General features: G+C 63.5%; 13 protein-coding genes, 1 tRNA gene and 1 pseudogene. 13 read left to right on the top strand and 2 right to left on the bottom strand.

All coding sequences use genetic code 11. The features are described from left to right. The first annotated feature begins 1,274 nt into the window (after positions 1 to 1,274). The 3 genes from OXU42_14625 to OXU42_14615 are packed head-to-tail and all read left to right on the top strand — an operon-like array spanning position 1,275 to position 3,771. Positions 1,275 to 2,486 carry a hypothetical protein gene (locus tag OXU42_14625; protein ID MDE0030625.1) on the top strand — a complete coding sequence of 404 codons (1,212 nt, stop codon included), beginning with the start codon at positions 1,275 to 1,277 and terminating at the stop codon, positions 2,484 to 2,486. Then, a complete protein-coding gene (locus tag OXU42_14620; protein ID MDE0030624.1) occupies positions 2,486 to 3,352 on the top strand; it encodes an HK97 family phage prohead protease in 867 nt (288 codons plus the stop codon). The genes OXU42_14625 and OXU42_14620 overlap by 1 nt, the downstream gene beginning before the upstream one ends. Then, a complete protein-coding gene (locus OXU42_14615; protein ID MDE0030623.1) occupies positions 3,340 to 3,771 on the top strand; it encodes a hypothetical protein in 432 nt (143 codons plus the stop codon). Before OXU42_14620 ends, OXU42_14615 begins: the two co-directional genes overlap by 13 nt. 1,459 nt (positions 3,772 to 5,230) lie before the next feature. Here the strand turns inward: OXU42_14615 and OXU42_14610 are convergent. Further along, complete coding sequence (locus OXU42_14610; protein ID MDE0030622.1) at positions 5,231 to 5,689, bottom strand: hypothetical protein; 459 nt, start codon at positions 5,687 to 5,689, stop codon at positions 5,231 to 5,233. Positions 5,690 to 5,894: 205 nt separating this feature from the next. Next, positions 5,895 to 5,970: transfer RNA gene (locus OXU42_14605), tRNA-Lys, on the bottom strand. Positions 5,971 to 6,212: 242 nt separating this feature from the next. Here OXU42_14605 and OXU42_14600 point away from each other — a divergent pair. The 10 genes and pseudogenes from OXU42_14600 to OXU42_14555 all read left to right on the top strand — a co-directional run bounded on the left by OXU42_14600 (position 6,213) and on the right by OXU42_14555 (position 18,250). Beyond that, positions 6,213 to 8,003 (top strand): hypothetical protein, encoded by a 1,791-nt coding sequence (locus tag OXU42_14600; GenBank protein ID MDE0030621.1) that lies wholly within the window; start codon positions 6,213 to 6,215, stop codon positions 8,001 to 8,003. A 142-nt stretch (positions 8,004 to 8,145) separates the two neighbouring features. Next, complete coding sequence (locus OXU42_14595) at positions 8,146 to 9,837, top strand: glycosyltransferase family 39 protein (protein ID MDE0030620.1); 1,692 nt, start codon at positions 8,146 to 8,148, stop codon at positions 9,835 to 9,837. A 188-nt stretch (positions 9,838 to 10,025) separates the two neighbouring features. Further along, positions 10,026 to 10,983: pseudogene (locus OXU42_14590) on the top strand (NAD-dependent epimerase/dehydratase family protein). Further along, on the top strand, positions 10,976 to 11,758 hold the full coding sequence (locus OXU42_14585) for a glycosyltransferase (protein MDE0030619.1): 783 nt from the start codon (positions 10,976 to 10,978) through the stop codon (positions 11,756 to 11,758). Before OXU42_14590 ends, OXU42_14585 begins: the two are co-directional and overlap by 8 nt. Further along, positions 11,740 to 12,831, top strand: a complete 1,092-nt coding sequence (locus tag OXU42_14580) for a hypothetical protein (GenBank protein MDE0030618.1) — start codon at positions 11,740 to 11,742, stop codon at positions 12,829 to 12,831. The genes OXU42_14585 and OXU42_14580 overlap by 19 nt, the downstream gene beginning before the upstream one ends. Positions 12,832 to 12,913: 82 nt before the next feature. Beyond that, a complete protein-coding gene (locus tag OXU42_14575; GenBank protein MDE0030617.1) occupies positions 12,914 to 13,834 on the top strand; it encodes a flippase-like domain-containing protein in 921 nt (306 codons plus the stop codon). A 219-nt stretch (positions 13,835 to 14,053) separates the two neighbouring features. After that, positions 14,054 to 15,142 (top strand): ornithine cyclodeaminase family protein, encoded by a 1,089-nt coding sequence (locus tag OXU42_14570; GenBank protein MDE0030616.1) that lies wholly within the window; start codon positions 14,054 to 14,056, stop codon positions 15,140 to 15,142. A gap of 99 nt (positions 15,143 to 15,241) precedes the next feature. Then, positions 15,242 to 16,216: an amidohydrolase family protein gene (locus OXU42_14565; GenBank protein ID MDE0030615.1), complete on the top strand. Its 975-nt coding sequence runs from the start codon at positions 15,242 to 15,244 to the stop codon at positions 16,214 to 16,216. A gap of 45 nt (positions 16,217 to 16,261) precedes the next feature. Further along, positions 16,262 to 16,480 (top strand): 4Fe-4S dicluster domain-containing protein, encoded by a 219-nt coding sequence (locus tag OXU42_14560; GenBank protein ID MDE0030614.1) that lies wholly within the window; start codon positions 16,262 to 16,264, stop codon positions 16,478 to 16,480. A 75-nt stretch (positions 16,481 to 16,555) separates the two neighbouring features. Beyond that, the gene (locus OXU42_14555; GenBank protein ID MDE0030613.1) at positions 16,556 to 18,250 is read left to right on the top strand and encodes an FAD-binding protein; all 1,695 of its coding nucleotides are present in this window, start codon (positions 16,556 to 16,558) and stop codon (positions 18,248 to 18,250) included. Positions 18,251 to 18,255: the final 5 nt, after the last annotated feature.

The following is an 18,255-nucleotide window of genomic DNA, read 5'->3' as shown; positions in this document are numbered from 1 at the left end:
CGGTTGATAGCCCTTGGAACCCGCCGAAGGATCAAACACACTGGTTTCAAAAGCTCCTAGACGGCGGGGCCGAATACTCGCAATGTCACTCCGCCAGGGATACAGACCCCAAGTTTCAACACAAGACTTGGCTTCGGGCTAATCCTTCTCTGCCGTGGATGCCGACCCTAGAGGAACGCATTAGACAGGAAGCCCGCGACGCCAAGACAGACCCTAGCTTGCTAGCTCAATTCGACGCGCTACGGCTGAACCTGGGAACAAGTGACGTGGTGGAAAACCTGTTACTCGATTCCGGGGTTTGGGAAAGCTGCGAGGGTGACGCGGAGCGGGCCGAGGATTACGTGCTCGGCGTAGACTTGGGCGGCGCTAGTGCCATGACAGCCGGGGCCGCGTTCTGGCCGTCCACGGGCCGTCTGGAAGCCCTAGCGTGCTTTCCTAGCGAACCTTCCCTTGAACAGCGGGGCTTACGTGACGGCGTAGGAAACGCCTACGTCCAGATGTTCAAGCGGGGCGAGTTGATCCAGCTAGGAACCCATACCCCGGACGTTCCGCGATTCCTGGACACTTGCTTAGAGCGTTGGGGCAGACCCCGCGTGATAGTCGCGGATCGGTACGCGGAAGATCGGCTACGGGAGCATCTAGCTAGTGTGAGTTTCCCACGGGCCGAATTGATCCTCCGGGGCCAGGGCTTCAAGGACGGGGCTGAAGATGTGGACAGGTTCAGACGGGCCGTTCTCAAGGGCAAGGTGACGCCGGTTAAATCCCTGCTACTGCGAAGCGCCATGAGTGAAGCCCGGACGGTGGCCGATCCAGCCGGAAACGAGAAGCTAGCCAAAGCCACACAGGGCGGACGGCGGGAACGGGCAAAGGATGATGCGGCGGCGGCGGGAATCCTTGCCGTGGCCGAAGGTGCGCGGCGGTTGGCAATGCCGAAACCAGCGGAGCCGCAAATACGGATTGTGAGGGCCGCTTAGTGGGCAACTACATGAGGATAACCGGCATACCCCGGAAGGATTCGCCTAGCCGCTGGCGGCTGGTGCGGCGGGCCGTGCTGGACCGTGACGGCTGGCGCTGTTGCAAGTGCAAGAGGGCGGCGGGCCGGTTCGAGGTAGACCACATCAAGCCTTTGCACTTGGGCGGGGAACCTTGGGACCTGGACAACCTGCAAAGCCTTTGTCCAGGTTGCCACATAAACAAGACAGCGGACGAAAACAGGGCGCGTCATGCCAGGAACAACCCAAAGCCTAGACGTGACGCATGGCGAAAACTAGTCAATGAATTACGAACGTAAGAAAGGTAATACGAACGATGACACGAAAGCAAAAACTCGAACTGGAACACTCCGAAATCCGCGAAGCATTAACGGCATTCTGGACAAGGACGAAAAGACGGACGCGGATCGGGATGAACTAAAGAAGCTCACCACGAGGGCGGCGAACCTAGAGGGCGAGCTACGGGCCGCGATTGTCGCGGAGCCGGACGCTACCGGGATTGAAACCCGGAGTGATCCAGAATCGCGGGAACTGGACGGGCTGATTACAAGGGCCAGTGTCGGGGAAATCTTCGACGCAGTGATTAGCCAGGGCCAGACAGACGGGGCCACAAGGGAGCTACAACAGCACTTCGGGCTATCGGGAAACCGGGTTCCGCTGGCGCTGATCCAGCGGGCTTATACGCCAGCGCCGTCAGACGTAGGCGCGAACCAAAGCCCGATCATTCCGGCAGTGTTCCCGAATTCGGCGGCGGCGTGGTGCGGCGTGGACATGCCGACTGTAGGCGTAGGCGAAGCGGTTTACCCTGTGCTGACCAATGATGACGCGGCGGGAGACGTTGACGCCGGGGCCAGCGTGACGGAGACAACAGGTTCCTTCACTTCGGACGTGTTGAAGCCGCGAAGGATTCAAGCGAGTTTCTTTTACCGCCGTGAAGATGCGGCCCTATTCGCGGGCATGGATTCGGCGCTACGGATGAACCTTAGCGACGCGCTTAGCTCCGGGCTTGACAAGTACATCGTGGCAAAAATGGCCGCTGGCCTAACCGATTTCGGAAACGATCCAACGGCGGGGTCAACGGAAACCTTCGGCAGCTACCGCAAGACGATTTTTGACGCGGTTGATGGCGTCTATGCAATGGACGCCAGCGGGGTCAAGCTCCTAGTGGGGCCGAAAACCTACGGGCATATGTCAGGGCTTTACCGGGGCAACAATGCCGATGATTCGGCGCTTGATAGCGTCATGAGGATTAGCGGCGGGGTTCGGGTGTCTGCCCATGTTCCCGATCCGGCAAGCAATGTGCAGCAAGCTGTAATTGCGAGGGGCCTAGAGCATCGCCACGCGGTAAGCCCGATATGGGATGGAATCGAGATCATTTACGACAACGTGACCAAAGCGAGCACGGGTGAAATCGTCTTAACCGCCGTCATGTTGATGAACTTCAAAGTGATCCGGGCCGATGGCTATGTAAGGCACGCTTTCAAACTGGCGTAATGGAAACCCTGGAAACACGAGATTTCGACGTAGCGGCGGGCTCCGTAGTGTTGCCCGCTGACTACCTGGAAACCCGGCGGGAAGGATTGACGCAGTTCATACGCGGGTTCTTTCCCTATGAATCGAGGACCACGATTGCCGACCGGGGGCCGATCCGTAAAGAGGAATTCGGCCCGAAGGCGTTTAGCTTTGCCGTGAATGATCCAGAGCGGGAAATCACCCTACTCTATGGGCATCGGTTCCAAGACCCTTTGGCTTCTAAGCTTGCCGGAACCCTGGACCTGCAAGACACAAAGGAAGGCTTGTTGTTCGAGGCACGACTACCGACCCCGGAAACCCAAACGGAGCTACAGCGCGAAGTCTTGCGGCTGTTCAAGAACAAGCTCATAGGCGGGGTGTCTCCGGGCTTTCGGATTCCGCCAAAGCTAACGGTTCCCGAAGCGGAAACGCTGTTCCCGGAGCCAGGAAATCCGGGAGTGCAAATCAGACGGATCAAAGACGCGATTCTATACGAGCTAAGCCTGGTCAACCGGGCTGCGTACAAAACCGCCGTCTGGACGCAAAAGAGCCGCCTTCATACTCGCCTAACCATGTTCGGCGGGGCGGGCATTCTCTTGAAGCTTGAAGAACTGTTCGGCAAGGATTTCTTGACAAGGCTCCGCAAGCTTGACGATAAGGCTTCGCGCCTACGCGCCAAGAACCGACAGACGTTTGACGAAATTGTTGATGAACTGACAGCCGATGGCTTGACGCTAGAGGACGCGCAGAACGAAGCCGAAAGCCTTGTGGCGAACAACCTAGCCGTTGACATACGGCGGGATGATCCGGGGGCCGAAGATTTGGAGTTTTACCGATGGATACTTTAACCACTGAAACCGTGGCGGCGGCGTTGCGCTTAGACGCGCCGTTGTCAACCGAACTAGAGACACAACTAACGCGCCTTATGGCCGTGGGGTCTGCCCTGGTGGACCTGTACGCTTCGGAAGCTCCCGAAGCCGTGAGAACCGAAGCCGTGATTAGAGTTGTGGCGTACCTGTTCGATCAACCGGAAAGCCCGCATGGAACCCGCTACAGCGCGGCATGGAGAAACAGCGGGGCGGCTGCACTAGTCGGCCCGTGGATCGTTAGGGGCGCGTCCGTGATTACTGCCGGGAAAACCACCACACCAACCGGCGGAACGGACGCAATCCTGACGGCCCTGCAACAGCAAGCCGACACCCTAGCGGCTGTCCAGGGCGAACTGGTGGCGCTTAGGAGCCGCCTTGACACCTTGGAGGGTGTCTAGGGTGCTCATGGACCGGCGGATAACCCTACGCCTTCACAGACAAGGGCTAAACGAGTTTGGCGAAGGGACCGGGCCAGAGATTGCCGGGGAAAAGACGCTATGGGCGCATAGGCGAAGCGACACCCTGCAAGAGCGGGAAACGACAAACCGGGGAATCCTTGAGTTTGTCCAGGTAGCACGGCGGGATTACGTAATCAGACCCCGGCCCGTGGTGGAAGTAACGGACCCTCTAGACCCTGCCTCAACCGTGCGCGTAGGGTTAAGGGAATTCGCGGACAAGTACAGCCATGACGCCATCCACCTAATAGGCGAGGATGGCGAATCGTGGTTTTTGCGTGGCTTAGTCGAGGAAGGGCGCAACCGTTGGTGGGTTATCGAGTGCGAGCGGCTACACGCGCCGTAGAGGGCTTTTGATGAGTTGGAAATTTTGGAAGCGAGAAGAATCAGGACTAGAGACGCGCACCAGCGCAACGGACCTAGCCGTTGACACGATAGTTGCGCGAGCTGCCGGCGGCGTGGCGGACATTCAAGCCGTGGCGGCTGTAGAGACTGCCAGCGGGCTTTGGGGCCGTGCCTTCGCTAGCGCCGTGGTGAACCCGGACACGAGAGAGACGGCAAGCGTAACCCCGGCAGTGCTGGAAATGATCGGACGGCAATTGATCCGCCGTGGTGAGTGCTTGTTTCAAATCAAGGTAGTGGGCGGGGCCGTGGTGCTGTTGCCCGCTGCGTCCTGGACTGTTACCGGAGGGCCGGAAGGTTGGGAGTATGAAGCGCACATTAGCGGGCCGTCTCAATCCTTCACGCGGAAGCTCCGGGCGGATAGCGTCCTACACTTCCGCTATGCTTGTGATCCAGCCGAACCGTGGCGGGGCCGTAGTCCAGTCTCTAAGGCGAGCATCTCCGCCGAACTGTTGAGCTACCTAGAGAAGCGGCTTTCCGAGGAAGCTAGCGGGGTTCACGGATCGGTAATTCCGACCCCTACAGAATCCGGGGAAGGAACCGGGCTAGAAGCTCGCCTACGGAATCTTGCGGGCCAGCTAGCCCTAGTCCCTAGCACGGTCCAGGATTGGGCGGGAAAAGGGATAACGGCAAGCCCTGCTACCGACTGGCAACCCCGGCGCTTAGGGGCCGATCCGCCATTGTCGGAAGTCACCTTACGGAGTGACGCGGCGTTGTCGATTCTCTCCGCTTGCGGGGTTCCCGTGGAACTGGTGAGCAAGGGTGAAGGCACGGCAAGCCGCGAAGCATGGCGGCGGTTCCTACATGGGAGCGTTGATCCCGTGGCGCGACTGGTAGCGGCGGAACTGTCAGAGAAGCTAGAGCAATCCGTCACCCTGGACCTGTCCGGGCTCCATGCATCGGACGTGCAAGGAAGGGCCAGGGCGTTTCAATCCCTAGTGGGCGGCGGAATGGACGTTACCAAAGCGGCGGGGTTGGCAGGTCTATTCGAACCGGAAGACTAGGCGGAAACACCCGGCGATGGCTTGAACGGCTTGGAGAGTTCCCTGGCCAAATCATCGAATGGCTTGAACGACTTGGAGAATTCCTTGGCCAAATCATCGAATGGCTTGAACGACTTGGAGAATTCCCTGGCCAAATCATCGAATGGCTTGAACGACTTGGAGAATTCCTTGGCCAAATCATCGAATGGCTTGAACGACTTGGCCAACTGAGAGAGAGCGGGCGGCAGCTTCGGCGACGTCCCGGCCAGCGCGGCCGAGTAGTTCGGCAGTTTCGGAGCTTGGAACGGCTGGAAGGATGGAACCGGCTGCGATTCTACCGCCTTTTCTAGCTCGCCTTCCAGTTCAGCGACCTTGGCCCGCAAGACGGCAATCTCAATGTCCTTTAACTTGGACTCGATTGGATCCATAGACTTGTTGATCCTGGTGTAGTCTTCTCGCACTTCACGAAAACTCATAAGGAAAACCCTCCTCCTCCGTACACCTCCTTGCACATACTACATGTGGTCTGCGATTGCAAGGCTTCCCACAACAGGGAGTGTTTGCTCATCGCGGCGGTAATGGGAACCACCCTAGACGATATCGTTAAGGCTCTCTTGCTTACTTAATGCTTACTATTCTCTCTTCGCCTTACTCCCAAACCGTCTAACTTACTGAAATTATTGGTGAGCCGTGCCGGGATCGAACCGGCGACCCTCTGCTTAAAAGGCAGATGCTCTACCTGCTGAGCTAACGGCTCGTGGTTGGCCATGCGGGCGTGACGGTCGGGCGCCGATCGCGTCACGGTTTGGAGTGTACCAGAGGGGCGCGGCAGGCGGCAAGACGCGTTGCGGCGTGTGGTTCGTCACGCCGCCATGGATTTGATAGACAATGGGACTGTTGGCTTCACCATCATCACCATCATCGACATCGACCTTGAGAAGTCCACGAGCTGCGGCGACTGCGATCCGGTATGCCCCGCGGACATCATCCCGATGGGTCATGGTGGCCGCGGCCTGCGCCGGGGTGCTGTTCGCCTTCGTATTCTTCAAGAACGCCTGGTTGTCCGACGACGCCTGGATCACCGCCCGGCAGGTCGAGCAATTGTTCGCAGGCAATGGCCTGCGCTGGAATCCGCATGAACGGATTCAGCTCTTCACCAGTGTCGCGGGTTTCTTCCTGACCGGATTCGGACGGCTGTTAACCGCGGACTACTTCGTCAATTTCGCCGTGCAGGCGATTGTCCTGAACGGCGCCGTGCTCGCGCTGTCGGCACGGCTGCTCGAAACACCGTTAAAATGGACGGCCGCGGTGCTGCTTCTGACCGCGTCCAACTCGTACATGGATTTTACCTGGTCGGGGCTTCACAATCCCCTTGGTCACGCGGTGCTGATCGGGTTTCTGATTTTCTGGAAGCAGTTCCAGGGGGAGAAGGGAGACTCGCCGGGCAAGGCGTTGCTTGCACTGGCCGCCCTGGCCGGTCTCGCACCGATAGTCCGCCACGACTTCTCCCTGATCGTCTGGCCGCCACTGCTTTACGCGCTATGGGTGACGCGGCGGTCGTGTCCTTGGACGGTTCCGGCCCGGGCGATGTTGTTGCTGTTGCTGCCCCTGGCGGCCTGGACGGCGTTTTCGCTGCTGTATTTCGGCTTTCCGTTGCCGATGACGGCGTACAACAAGCTTGGCGGCGGGCTCTCCCAGGCAGCGGCGCTGCAAAACGGCCTTCACTACTATCTCTTCACCTTGAGCAACGACGCGCCGGTCCTGCCGATTGTCTTCGCGGCACTGGTCTGGCTGGCTTCCCGCAACGGTGCTTCGCGCGCGCTCGCCTCGGGTGCGATCCTGCACCTGCTCTACACGCTGTACACGGGCGCCGACTACATGGGTGGGCGGTTCTTCACCTATCCATACCTGCTGGCGGTTATCGTCATCGTCGATCGGTGGGAGGAGATCACGACGGCAATACGGTCACGGCTCGCCGGGCGCGCAAGCGCGCGGCCATCCCGCGGAGTGGGTCCAAGGCCACGGGGCGAGGCATCTCCCTCCCCGCCGCCGCTCGCCTGGTGGCAGAGTCCGTTCGGCCCCGCCGTATTTGCCGTCATATGGATGGTCGGACTGCCGCATACGCCGCTCACATCGCCTCCTTCTTACCACAAGGCGGACCCGGTCGAGGCCGGTGGCATTGCCGACGAGAGAGCGGCGTATCATCGCGGGACCAGTGTGGCGAATTACATCGCTTTCCGGCGCGGTGCGGTCGACATTTATCCCGACCATCCCAGTGCGAGGCTGGGCAAGATTGTCGCCCGTTCCCGGGCGCGAGTCATTCACTTGTGCGACATGGGAATGGCTCCCTTCTTTGCGCGCACGGATCAAAGGCTGATCGACATCTACGGGTACAGCGATGTGCTCCAGGCACGACTGCCGGGAGGACTCAACACGCGTCCCGCCCACATCATTCGCCGCCTGCCGGACGGCTACCTGGAGAGCATCGCCGCCGGTGAAGCGCGCCTTGCCGACGAGCGGCTCAACCGCTACTACGAGCGGCTGCGTCTCGTGACTCAAAGTGAAAACCTGCTCGCTGCCGATCGCCTCCGGGCGCTCTTGACGGTCAACTTGCAAAGGCCGCCCACTGCACACATCAAATGGCCGCCGATCTCCGGTGAGCTGCGATTGCCCCTGCTGTGTTACGCAAAACACGATCCCGATACTCTTGCCTATCTTCGCAAGAACATGGAGAAGTTGACGGCGGCCGAACTCAACCGTTCCTCCCTGTCACCGTCTACCGGCTGGTAGCGTCGTGTTTGGAAAACGGCTCCAGGAGTTGCTCCTCCTCTCCCTCGGTCGTGGCCGGGCCGCCCTGAAACGCGAGATCGTGGGGGCGAGCCCGCCGGACCCGGCAACGCCGCTGCGCGCCGCGCCCCATGACGCAGCGTGCATGGCCCTGCTGCTGGTCGCCGCGTACCTGTGTCTGGTCAATCTGGATTACGCCGCGCTGTGGCACGACGAGGCGCCCGCCGCCTTTTTCGGCAAGACCCTGCTGCAACAGGGGAGCACCGTCGGCTGGGACGGACGCAACCTGGTCGGCGGCACGAACGGCCGGATGCTGAACGAAGAGCTGCGCGACGTATTGCCTCCCCTGATGTACGTGCTGAACGCGGCCGGATTCGCGATGTTCGGCATCAACGAGACGGGCGCGCGCGTGGTCCACGCCTTGATGGGAATCGTCGCCCTCGGCGTGTTCTTCCTGTTGTTGCGCCAGCATCTGCCCAACCACCCGCGACCGAGGCTCCTCGTCTTCGCGTTCGTCGCCTTGTCGCCCCAGTTGCTGCTGTACTTTCGCCAGTCCCGTTACTACTCGGTGATGGTGCTCACCTTGGTGCTCGTCTTCTACCTGTACGAGCGTTACTGGCGGAGCCGGCATCCGGCGTACCTGGCGGCCGTCACGGTCGTGGCCGCGCTGTCGTTCTTCAACCACTACGCGGGCGGCGCGGCGGCGATGCTATCGCTTGCGGCGTATCACGCGCTCTTTCGCGCCCGCGAGACCACTCGCCGGGAGTGGGCGCTGTTCGCTTTCGGCGGCGCCGCGGTGGTGGCGGCGGGCGCCGCCTACCTCTACTGGCTGGGGGCCGTCGGCGGCGAGCGCAGCGGCTTCATGGGGTTTGCCGGCCAGGCGCCGGAGCCCTATCTGGGAGACAGCCCCGCTCTGGTCATCTTTTTCGAACGAATCTGGATATACGTCCGCGAGCTGTTCACCGCCGACTGGATCTCGTGGCCGGTGTTCCTGTGGTTTGCGGGCGCGGTCCTGCTCGCCTGGCAAGCGCGACGGAAGCAGGCGGTCGGGGCGTCCCGGCGGCGGGCGGACGATGACGCATCCGTTTCCAGGGGGATGTCTGGAGACGACTTTCCGCTGGCGGCGACGGGAAGAATCGTCCTGTTCGGCGCGCTGTTTGCGCTGTGTTCGGCGATGCTGTCGGTGCAGCCCATCTGGCTGAACCCGGTCGCCGATCTGCGCTACTACGTGGGGGCGTTGCCGTTGCTGCTGGCGATGAAAGGGCTCTTCGCCGAGTGGCTATGGCGCAAGTCCGCGCTCGCGGGCGCGGCCGTGGCCGCCGTTCTGCTGTTCAGCAGCGCCGGGGCCTGGCCGTTCAACGTCACCAACCTGTTCACCGGCGAACGCACGCTCGGGTTTCATCTTTTTCAGCTTGTCCGCGAAGTCCATCGGCCGTACCGGGATTCCATACGGGCGGTTTCCGATTATCTGCTGGCTCACGCCGAGCAAGACGACCTGGTGCACGTGCCGGGCTTTGCCGATCGAGAGGCATTGATCTTCACCACCGGTCACCGTGTGCTGTTCTGCTGTATGCTGGATGAGAATTCGCCCCTGCCGCGGGCCAGGATCGAGGCGCTGAATGCGCCCTACCTCCGGCTCGGAGCGCGCCTTCCCGACTGGATCGTCGGTTTCGGAAGGCTGCGAAACGACTATTGGGAACGGGTCAGAGCGGGCTATGACGTGGCCGCGGAGCTGGATGTCCATCCTTATCCGACGCAGCGGCCCGAGGTGAATTGGCACGCCTTTGCGCCCTTGCCCGTGAAGCGAGGCGTGTTCATCCTGCGCCGGAAAGAATAGTAGTCGCTTGCGAGGGGCATGCGTACGGGTCGCCGACGCAGTCGCTTGTTTTCGGAGCAAGAGTTTGGCATGGTGCCGACTCATTGTAGAGGCTGCATCCCTTTGCGCTGCCCCCTGCCTGGCGATCGGCGAACGGAGGCCCTGTTGCGTCAGCGTTTTCCCCGACCCTGAGCCGAGAAGCAACTGATATGAACAGATTTCTCGTGACCGGCGCCGGCGGCTTTATCGGCCACCACCTCGTCACGCACCTCAAGGGGCTCGGGTACTGGGTCCGAGGCGTGGACATCAAACGACCGGAGTTCACCGTTTCCGACGCCGACGAATTCGAGCTGCTCGATCTGCGGCGTTGGGAGAACTGCCTTCGGGCCACGAGAGACGTCGACGCGGTCTATGCTCCTGGCAGCGGACATGGGCGGAATGGGGTACCTGTCGTCCAACCACGCCCGCGTTCTGCGGAACAATGCGCTCATCAACCTCCATACGCTGGATGCGGCGCGGACCAACGGTGTCCGCCGGTACCTCTTCAGTTCGTCCGCCTGCGTTTACCCGGATTCGATGCAGACCCGGACAGACCTGGCGCCACTGAGAGAGGTGGACGCCTATCCGGCGGCGCCGCAGGACGCTTACGGATGGGAGAAGCTCATCACGGAACGCGCGCTCGAGTACTTCTCGGCGGATTTCGATATCGAAACCCGCATCGTCCGCTTCCACAACATCTATGGACCCCTCGGGACCTTCGATGGAGGCAGGGAGAAGGCGCCCGCGGCGCTGTGCCGCAAGGTCGCCATGGCCCGCAACGGCGGCAGCATCGAGATCTGGGGCGACGGTCTGCAGACACGAAGCTTCTGCTACATCGACGATTGCATCGAGGGCCTGCAGCGCGTGATGCAGTCCGACTACTCCGGTCCGCTCAACCTGGGCTCCGATGAGATGATCACCATCAACGGCCTCGCCAGTCTCATCATCGACATCAGCGGCAAGAGAGACGTCGCCCTCGATCACGTGGACGGTCCGCAGGGGGTGCGCGGCCGCAACTCGGACAATACTCTGTTGCGCGAGGTGCTCGGTTGGGAGCCCTCCACCCTGCTCAAGGACGGTCTCGTTCCCACCTATCGCTGGATCCAGTCGATGATTCGAAATGGCTGAGTCTCCGCCTCGCGATCTTCCCGACGTGGGCGTCATCATCACCGCCATCGATGAAACCTGGTCCCTGCGCGAAACCGTCGACACCCTGCTGCGCGAAAACGCCGACGCCATCCACGAGATCATGATCGGCATCGCGCCGCGTACCACTCCGGCTTGCCGGGCGGTGGTCGCCGAACTGGAATCCGCGCATCCCGGCATCGTTCGCCATCACGAACAGAGGACGCTTCCCGGAGCGGGCGGCGCCAATCGAGAATGCTTCCCGCTGATGCATTCGCCGTGGATACTGCTCATGGCGGCCGATCTCGAGACGGACCCTGGAACGGCGGCGGAGATGATCGAACGCGCGGGCGACGGTGACGTGGACATCGTCGCCACGTCCCGCTGGCTCGGCGGTGGCCGCTTCGGCGACTACTCGCCGTTGAAGCGGATCTGCAACTGGCTTTTTCAGCGGATGTTCTCGGCTCTCTACGGTGTCAGGCTGACCGACATGACCTTCGGTTACAGGCTCTACCGAGCCCCGGAACTGGGTCGCTACGCTTGGTGCGAGACAGGCCATGCATTCTTCTTCGAGGCGCTGGTCACGCCGCTGCGATGCGGCGCGCGCGTGGCCGAGGTCCGGACACACTGGCGCAGGCGCCGGGAGGGAACGACCCACATGCCGGCCACGGAGTACCTGCGCTACTTCCGGATCGGCCTGTCCACCCGCGCAAGGCCCGCGCGCAGTCTGATGGTTGCGCCAGATGAAGGGAGCGGCCGTTGTCCGCGACGGCACTGATCACGACCACCATCCATGTCCCCGAAGCGTTGCTCGGATATGCGCGTGACGCCCGCGCGCATGGTCGAGCGGTGAAGATCTACGTCGCCGGAGATCGGGCGACGAGCGCGGCGACGCCGGACTACTGCGCGCGACTCGCCCGAGACACGGGCATCGAGTGCGAGTACCTGGGCCCCGCCGCCCAGGAGGCTTTCCTTTCCCCTTGGCCGGCGCTCCGTGATCATCTGCCCTGGAACTGCATACAGCGACGCAACGTGGCCGTCCTCAAGGCCGCGCGCGACGGGGCGGATGCCGTGGTCACCATCGACGACGACAACTTCATCGCCGAACAGGACTATTTCGCCCGCTGCGCGGCCGCCGGCGCGCGTCTGACCTTGCCGGCGTACGGGAAAGCCGGCGAGTGGTTCAACGTCTGCCGGTTTCTCACGACGGCCAACAACTACCAGTTCGTGCCGCGCGGGTACGGAATGGCTGCCCGAGCCGACCTTGACGACGGCTCGGCGCCCGTGGCCGGCGCGCCGATGTCGCTTCCCGTGGCCGTCGCTGCGGGGTTCTGGCTCGGCGATCCCGACGTCGACGCCGCCACCCGCCTCGCGCATCCCGTCGAGGTCATCCGCTACCGCCTCGACCACAACTTCTTCCTCGCTCCCGGCGCGCGGAGTCCCTTCAACTCGCAGAACACGATTCTGGCACGCGCCGTGCTTCCCGCGTACTTCCTGTCGCCGAACGTGGGACGGTACGACGACATCTTCGCGAGCTTCATGGTCAAGCGTATCGCGGACCACCTCGGCTGGGGCGTATCTTTCGGGCGGCCGTTGGTCAGGCAGGAGCGCAACGAGCATGATCTTTTGCGCGACTTCGACCTGGAGCGTCTCGGCATGGGCCTCGTGGACTCACTGACCGAGGAGCTGGCCGACGTGGCGCTCCGGGGCGACAATTTCGCCTCATGCGCTCTGGAGATTTGCGATCAGCTCGAGCCGTCGGCTCGCCAGGTCCAATCCACCGGGTGGAGTGCGCTGGCCGCCTTCTTCTCGGGCTATCGCATCTGGGCCGAGCTTCCCGTCTGGCACTGAGGTACATCCGAAGATGGACGTTGGCAGTCGTGGCGCCGGAGACGCCTTCCGGTCGCGCGCAGGTCGATGGCTGGGAGTACTGTTGGGTGTCTATGGGCTGGTGGCTCTGGCCCTGCTCGCATTCAGGGTCGATCTGCGTCTCATCCTTGCCGCGACCCCTTGGTGGGTGGTTCCGGCCTTCATGGCCTTTGCGTCCGTCGGTTTTGCGGTACGGGTCGCGCGGTGGCTGTTGCTGGCGCGCGCGGCGGGCCTCGGTGTCCGGAACGCCGGCCTCGCGACGGTCTACGTCGGCGGCTTTCTGATGAATCTGACGCCGGGACGCATCGGAGAGCTGTGGCGTAGTTGGGTCCTTTGGCACGTGTGGCGCTTGAGATACCGCCGCACGCTGCCGCTGCTGATCTGTGATCGGTTGCTCGATCTCTGCGCCCTCCTGCTTCTCGGCAGCGCGGGGCTGGGTCTCGGCAGCGCAGGGCCGGGTGTCGCCTGGCTGGCGACACCGTGTCTGGTTGCAGCCGCGGTGCTGGTGACGCTCATGGCGCTGCCCGGCTGGGCCCGCCGCGCGACCAAGGCCGTCTGGGCGGCAACCAACCGCCGAAGACCGCGTCTCTTCGCGCTGCTGCTGTCCGTATGCCGCAACGTCGCGCTGCTGCTCGAGCCGGCCCACCTCGTCAAGCTCCTGTCGTTGAGCCTGCTTGCATGGAGTCTGGAAGCCATCGCCTTGCACGTGCTCATGCCGGCGATCGGGGGAGAGCTGCCGCTACGGGCGGCGCTCGCCGCCCTCGGCGTCGGCAACGTCGCCGGAGCGATCACTTTCCTCCCCGGGGGCATCGGCAGTCAGGAACTCACCATGACCCTGTTTATTGCCGGCGTCGCCGGCAATTCGACCGCGCACGCCATGGCGATGGTCGGCATCATGCGCGTGAGCACGCTCTGGTACTCCGCGGCGCTGGGACTGCCGTTCTTCCTGTACCTGTCCCGCCGCGGCATGGGCTCCGGTGCGTGACGATCAGGAATCGAAGTCCGGCTCCCCTTCCCCTTGCACGAGCGCCGTGTCCGAAATCCCTTCCGGTCGAAAAGGGCCGCCTGAAGCGTCCTCGTCACGCGGGCCGGGTTCTGATAGAGAAGAACGATTCGCCGCAAGGGATTCGCTGCAACGAGGGGAACGCCGGATCGAAAGTGCGCTTCCGGCAAACAGCCCGCCGAGTCGGAAGGAGAGACGCCAATGCTGCTGATCACCGATCCCGACGTGAAGCAGGTGCTTCGCGTGGAGGATATCATCGACGACATGGAGCGGGCCTTCGCCGAGGAGGCGCGTGGGATCGCGGTCAACAAGCCGCGCACGCGCTACAAGGTGCCGCCGGACCGGGACTCCGACGGCTACATGGCCAACATCATTCCGGGCGCGGTGCCGAGTTCCGGGGTGGCGGCGTTGCGCTATGACTCCATGGTGGTGCGGGAGCGGATGGTGGAGGGGCTCAAGCGCATGGACTATCCGTATCCGGCGCGGCGGAGTTGGGGCTTCGTGCTGCTGTTCAACCTGGAGGACGCGGAACCCCTTGCCATCATTCACGACTTCAGCCTGTCCGCGATAAGGGTGGGCGCCACCACCGGCGTCGCGACGCGTGCGCTGTCGCGGGAGGACAGCCGGGTGGTGGGGCTCTTCGGCTCGGGCAACGAGGCGGTGCAGAACCTGGCGGCCATCTGCGCGGTGCGGGACGTGAGAGAGGTGCGCGTGTACAGCGTCACCAAGGAACACCGGGAACGGTTCGCCATGGAGATGACCGGCACGCTCGACATCCAGGTGCGCCCGGTGGACAACGCCCGGGCGGTGGTGGAGGGGGCGGACATCGTCATGTGCGCCACCAACGCCAGCACGCCGGTGTTCGACGGCGACTGGCTCGTGCCCGGCCAGCTCGTCACCACCATCGTCAACACCGACGGCGTGCACCGCCGCACCGAGGCGGACTCCGCCACCTTCACGCGGGCGGACCTGATCGTGCTCAACAACAAGGAGACGTCGCTGCACAACCAGCAGCGCGAGATGCTGGACCTCATCGACGAGGGCCAGATCGGCTGGGACAAGATCTGCGAACTGGGGCAGGTTCTCATCGGCGAGAACCCGGGCCGCAAGAGCGCGGACGACATCATCTACTACAAGAGCAACACCGGGGTGGGCATTCAGTTCGCCGCCGCCGGCGCGGTGATCTACCAGGAGTGCAAGAAGAGAGGGCTCGGTCGCGAGCTGCCCACCGAGTGGTTCGGTGCCGACCTGGGCGAGTGGCTGGACAAGGGGTACTCGCCGTCGCCGTAGGCGGGACTCGCGACTCCTTTGATGGTTGCTCCCGCCGCAAGCCACGGTGCGGACCATCCACAACAGGCAACGGGATATTCCAACAACGCGAGGATTCCCATGATCGTCGACTTCCAACATCACTACGTGCCCAGGGAGATCGCCCAGAAGCACGGGCTCTATTCCGAGACGCCGTCCTTCGCCAAGCTCGACACCGGCGTGCCGCGCCTGACCATGCACGCGCGGCTCTACGACGCCGAGATGCAGCTCCGGGACATGGACGAGGCCGGGGTGGACGTGTCGGTGCTGTCGTGCCTGCTGGGCTGGGACGCCACTCTGGAGGACAACCGCGCCATCAACGACAGCCTGGCGGAGCTGCAGCACCGCTATCCCGGGCGTTTCGTCGGCTTGGCGCAGGCCCCGCTCCTGGGCGGGCCGCCCGCCATGGCCGAGTTCGACCGGGCCATCCGGGACCTGGGCCTTCACGGCGTCGCCACCACCTCCCAGTTCCGCGGCCTGCCGCTGGACTCCGAGCAGCTCTTCCCGTTCTACGAAAAGGTCAGCGCGCTGGACGTGCCCATCTTCGTCCATCCCGCCATGGTGCCGGAAGGCTACGGGCTGCTGCTGGACTACGACCTGGCGCGCATCCTGGGCCGCGAGGTGGACTTGGCCGTGGCCGCCACCCGCATCGTCGCCGGCGGCGTGCTGGAGCGCTTCCCCAAGCTCAAGTTCGTCATCGGCCACTTCGGCGGCGGCATCGCCGGCGTGAAGGACCGGCTGGTGGCCAAGGCCTACCGCTTCGGAACCCTGGACAAGCCCTTCGAGCACTACTTCGACATGCTCTACTTCGACATGGCGGGCTTCGAAGGGGGCACCGTGGCCCTGGGCTGCGCCCTTCAGGGAATCCGCTCCGACCGCATGGTGTTCGCCACCGACTACCCCCAGGACTTCACCGGCGTCAGCACGGACACGGGCAAGGGCATGACGGCGCTCAGGGACTACATCGACGCCATCCGCGGGTTGCCGTTGACCGACGCCGAGAAGGACGCGATCATGGGCGGCACGGCGGCGAAGCTGTTGAAGCTGGATTCGTAACCGCGGGGCGGCCGCGTTCCGGCGCACAGACGCACGGGCGAAACAATGATCGTCGACATCGATCTCGAGAAGTGCACGAGTTGCGGGGACTGCGATCCGGTGTGCCCCGCGGACATCATCCACATGGAAGAGCAGGGCGGCCGGCTCGTGCCGGTGCTCAAGCACGTGGAGCACTGCGTCACCTGCTTCAACTGCGAGATCTTCTGCCCAGTGCAGTGCATCGACGTCCATCCCATCGTGCGGCGCCGGCCGCTTCCCTGGTAACCGCGACGCACGACGCCGGCCCGACCAACCCGAGAGCCGCCACGGCGATGCGCTTCTTCTCTCCCCCACCCGAAGATGCTTGACACCATCGGCAGAATCATCGACACGGACGTGCTCGTCGTGGGCGCGGGCGCCGGCGGGCTCTGGGCCGCGCTGAGCGCCAAGCGGCACCTTCCGCAAGGGCGCGTCATCCTGCTCGACGCCCACATGGTGGGACGCACCGGGCACACCGCCTTCTCCAACGCCTGGATGGTGGTGGTGACCCCCGAGGATGACCTCGACGCCTGCGTACGCGACATCGTGGAAGGGAACGAGTGGATCGCCGAGCAGGAACTGATCCGCGACGTGCTGTCGGTCTCCCACTTCCAGTTGCTGGAGATGGAGAAGATGGGGCTCGTGTTCCCCAAGGAGGAGGGCCAGTTCATCCGCCGGCCCACGCGCGGCCTCAAGATCACCAAGGTGCTCAAGCCCGACGGCGGCGGTCTTGAGTACTGCTGGCGCCTGCGCAAGGCTCTGGAGGCCGAGGGCGTGGGCCTGCTGGAGCGGGTCTTCGTCACCGATCTCGCCCGTGATGACGGCGGGCGCGTGACCGGCGCCTTCGGCGTGGACGGCCGCACCGGCGAGTTCGTCATCGTGCGCGCCGGGGCCACCGTGCTGGCCACCAACAGCGTCACGTTCCGCGCCGGCTTCGTCCGGGACCTCACCGGTACCGGCACCCACCTGGCCTACGACGCGGGCGCGGTGCTCACCAACGCCGAGTTCGGCTATCTCCGGCCGGGGACACCCAAGTTCTACTTCGAGGGCATCACCTTCGCCATCCAGGACGGCGCCCGGTTCGTCAACGCCCAGGGCGAGCCGTTCATGGAACACTACGAGCCCGACTGGGCGGACCGGGCCGACGTGCAGGCGCTGAGCAAGGCCATGGTGCAGGAGAAGAAGGAGGGGAGAACGCCTCTCTACCTGGACATGTCCCTCATCCCGGAAGAAGAGCGCGGGCAATACCTCCAAAGTTCGGTGGCGTGGATGGACTACTTCTTCCGCAAGCTCGGCGACCGGGCACGCATCGACATGTTCGGCAGGACCGAGTACTACCCGCTGTTCCAGATGACCAAGCTGGGGATCAAGACCGACGCGGCCTGCCGCTCGTCGGTCCCGGGCCTCCTGGCCGCGGGCTTGGCGCAGGCAAGCTGCGCGAGCCACTTCGCCGGCTTTCACATCGGCGCGTGCAACGGCACCGGCTGGATCGCCGGCAAGAGCGCCGCGGACGACGCCAGGCGGGTCGACGGGCCGCGGGTATCCGAAGGGCAGGCGCGTTCGGTCAAGGCGGAAGTCTCCGCGGAATGGAGCGGCGGTGACGAGAAGAGCGACGACGACCTGCTGCGCGCGCTCCAGTCCCTCATCTTCCCCTACGAGGTCTCCATCCTGAAGCACGAAACCCGCATGCGGCGGGCTCTGGAAGAACTGGACGCCATCGCCGAGCGCGGCGTGCAAAGCCGCGCGGCCCACGTCCACGGCTTCGTGCGCCTGCGCGAGACCCGCTGCATGGTGGAAACCGCCCGGCTCATGCTGGAAGCGTCCCTGCTGCGGCGCGAGAGCCGCATGAGCCACTTGCGCGAGGACTACCCCGACCGTGACGACGAGACTTGGCTCAAGTGGATCCTGATCGAGAAAGGGGCAGACCGGCCGCATCTGTGGACCGAGCCCATCGAGACGCCGCTAGTGCCGCCGCCGGCTCCTTGGAACTTTCCGGCCGGTGCCCAAGGGGAGTAACGGGA

This window comes from Deltaproteobacteria bacterium, from assembly GCA_028818775.1.
Classification (GTDB): Bacteria; Desulfobacterota; Binatia; order UBA9968; family JAJDTQ01; genus JAJDTQ01.
This window is presented reverse-complemented; position numbering and strand designations above follow the sequence as displayed.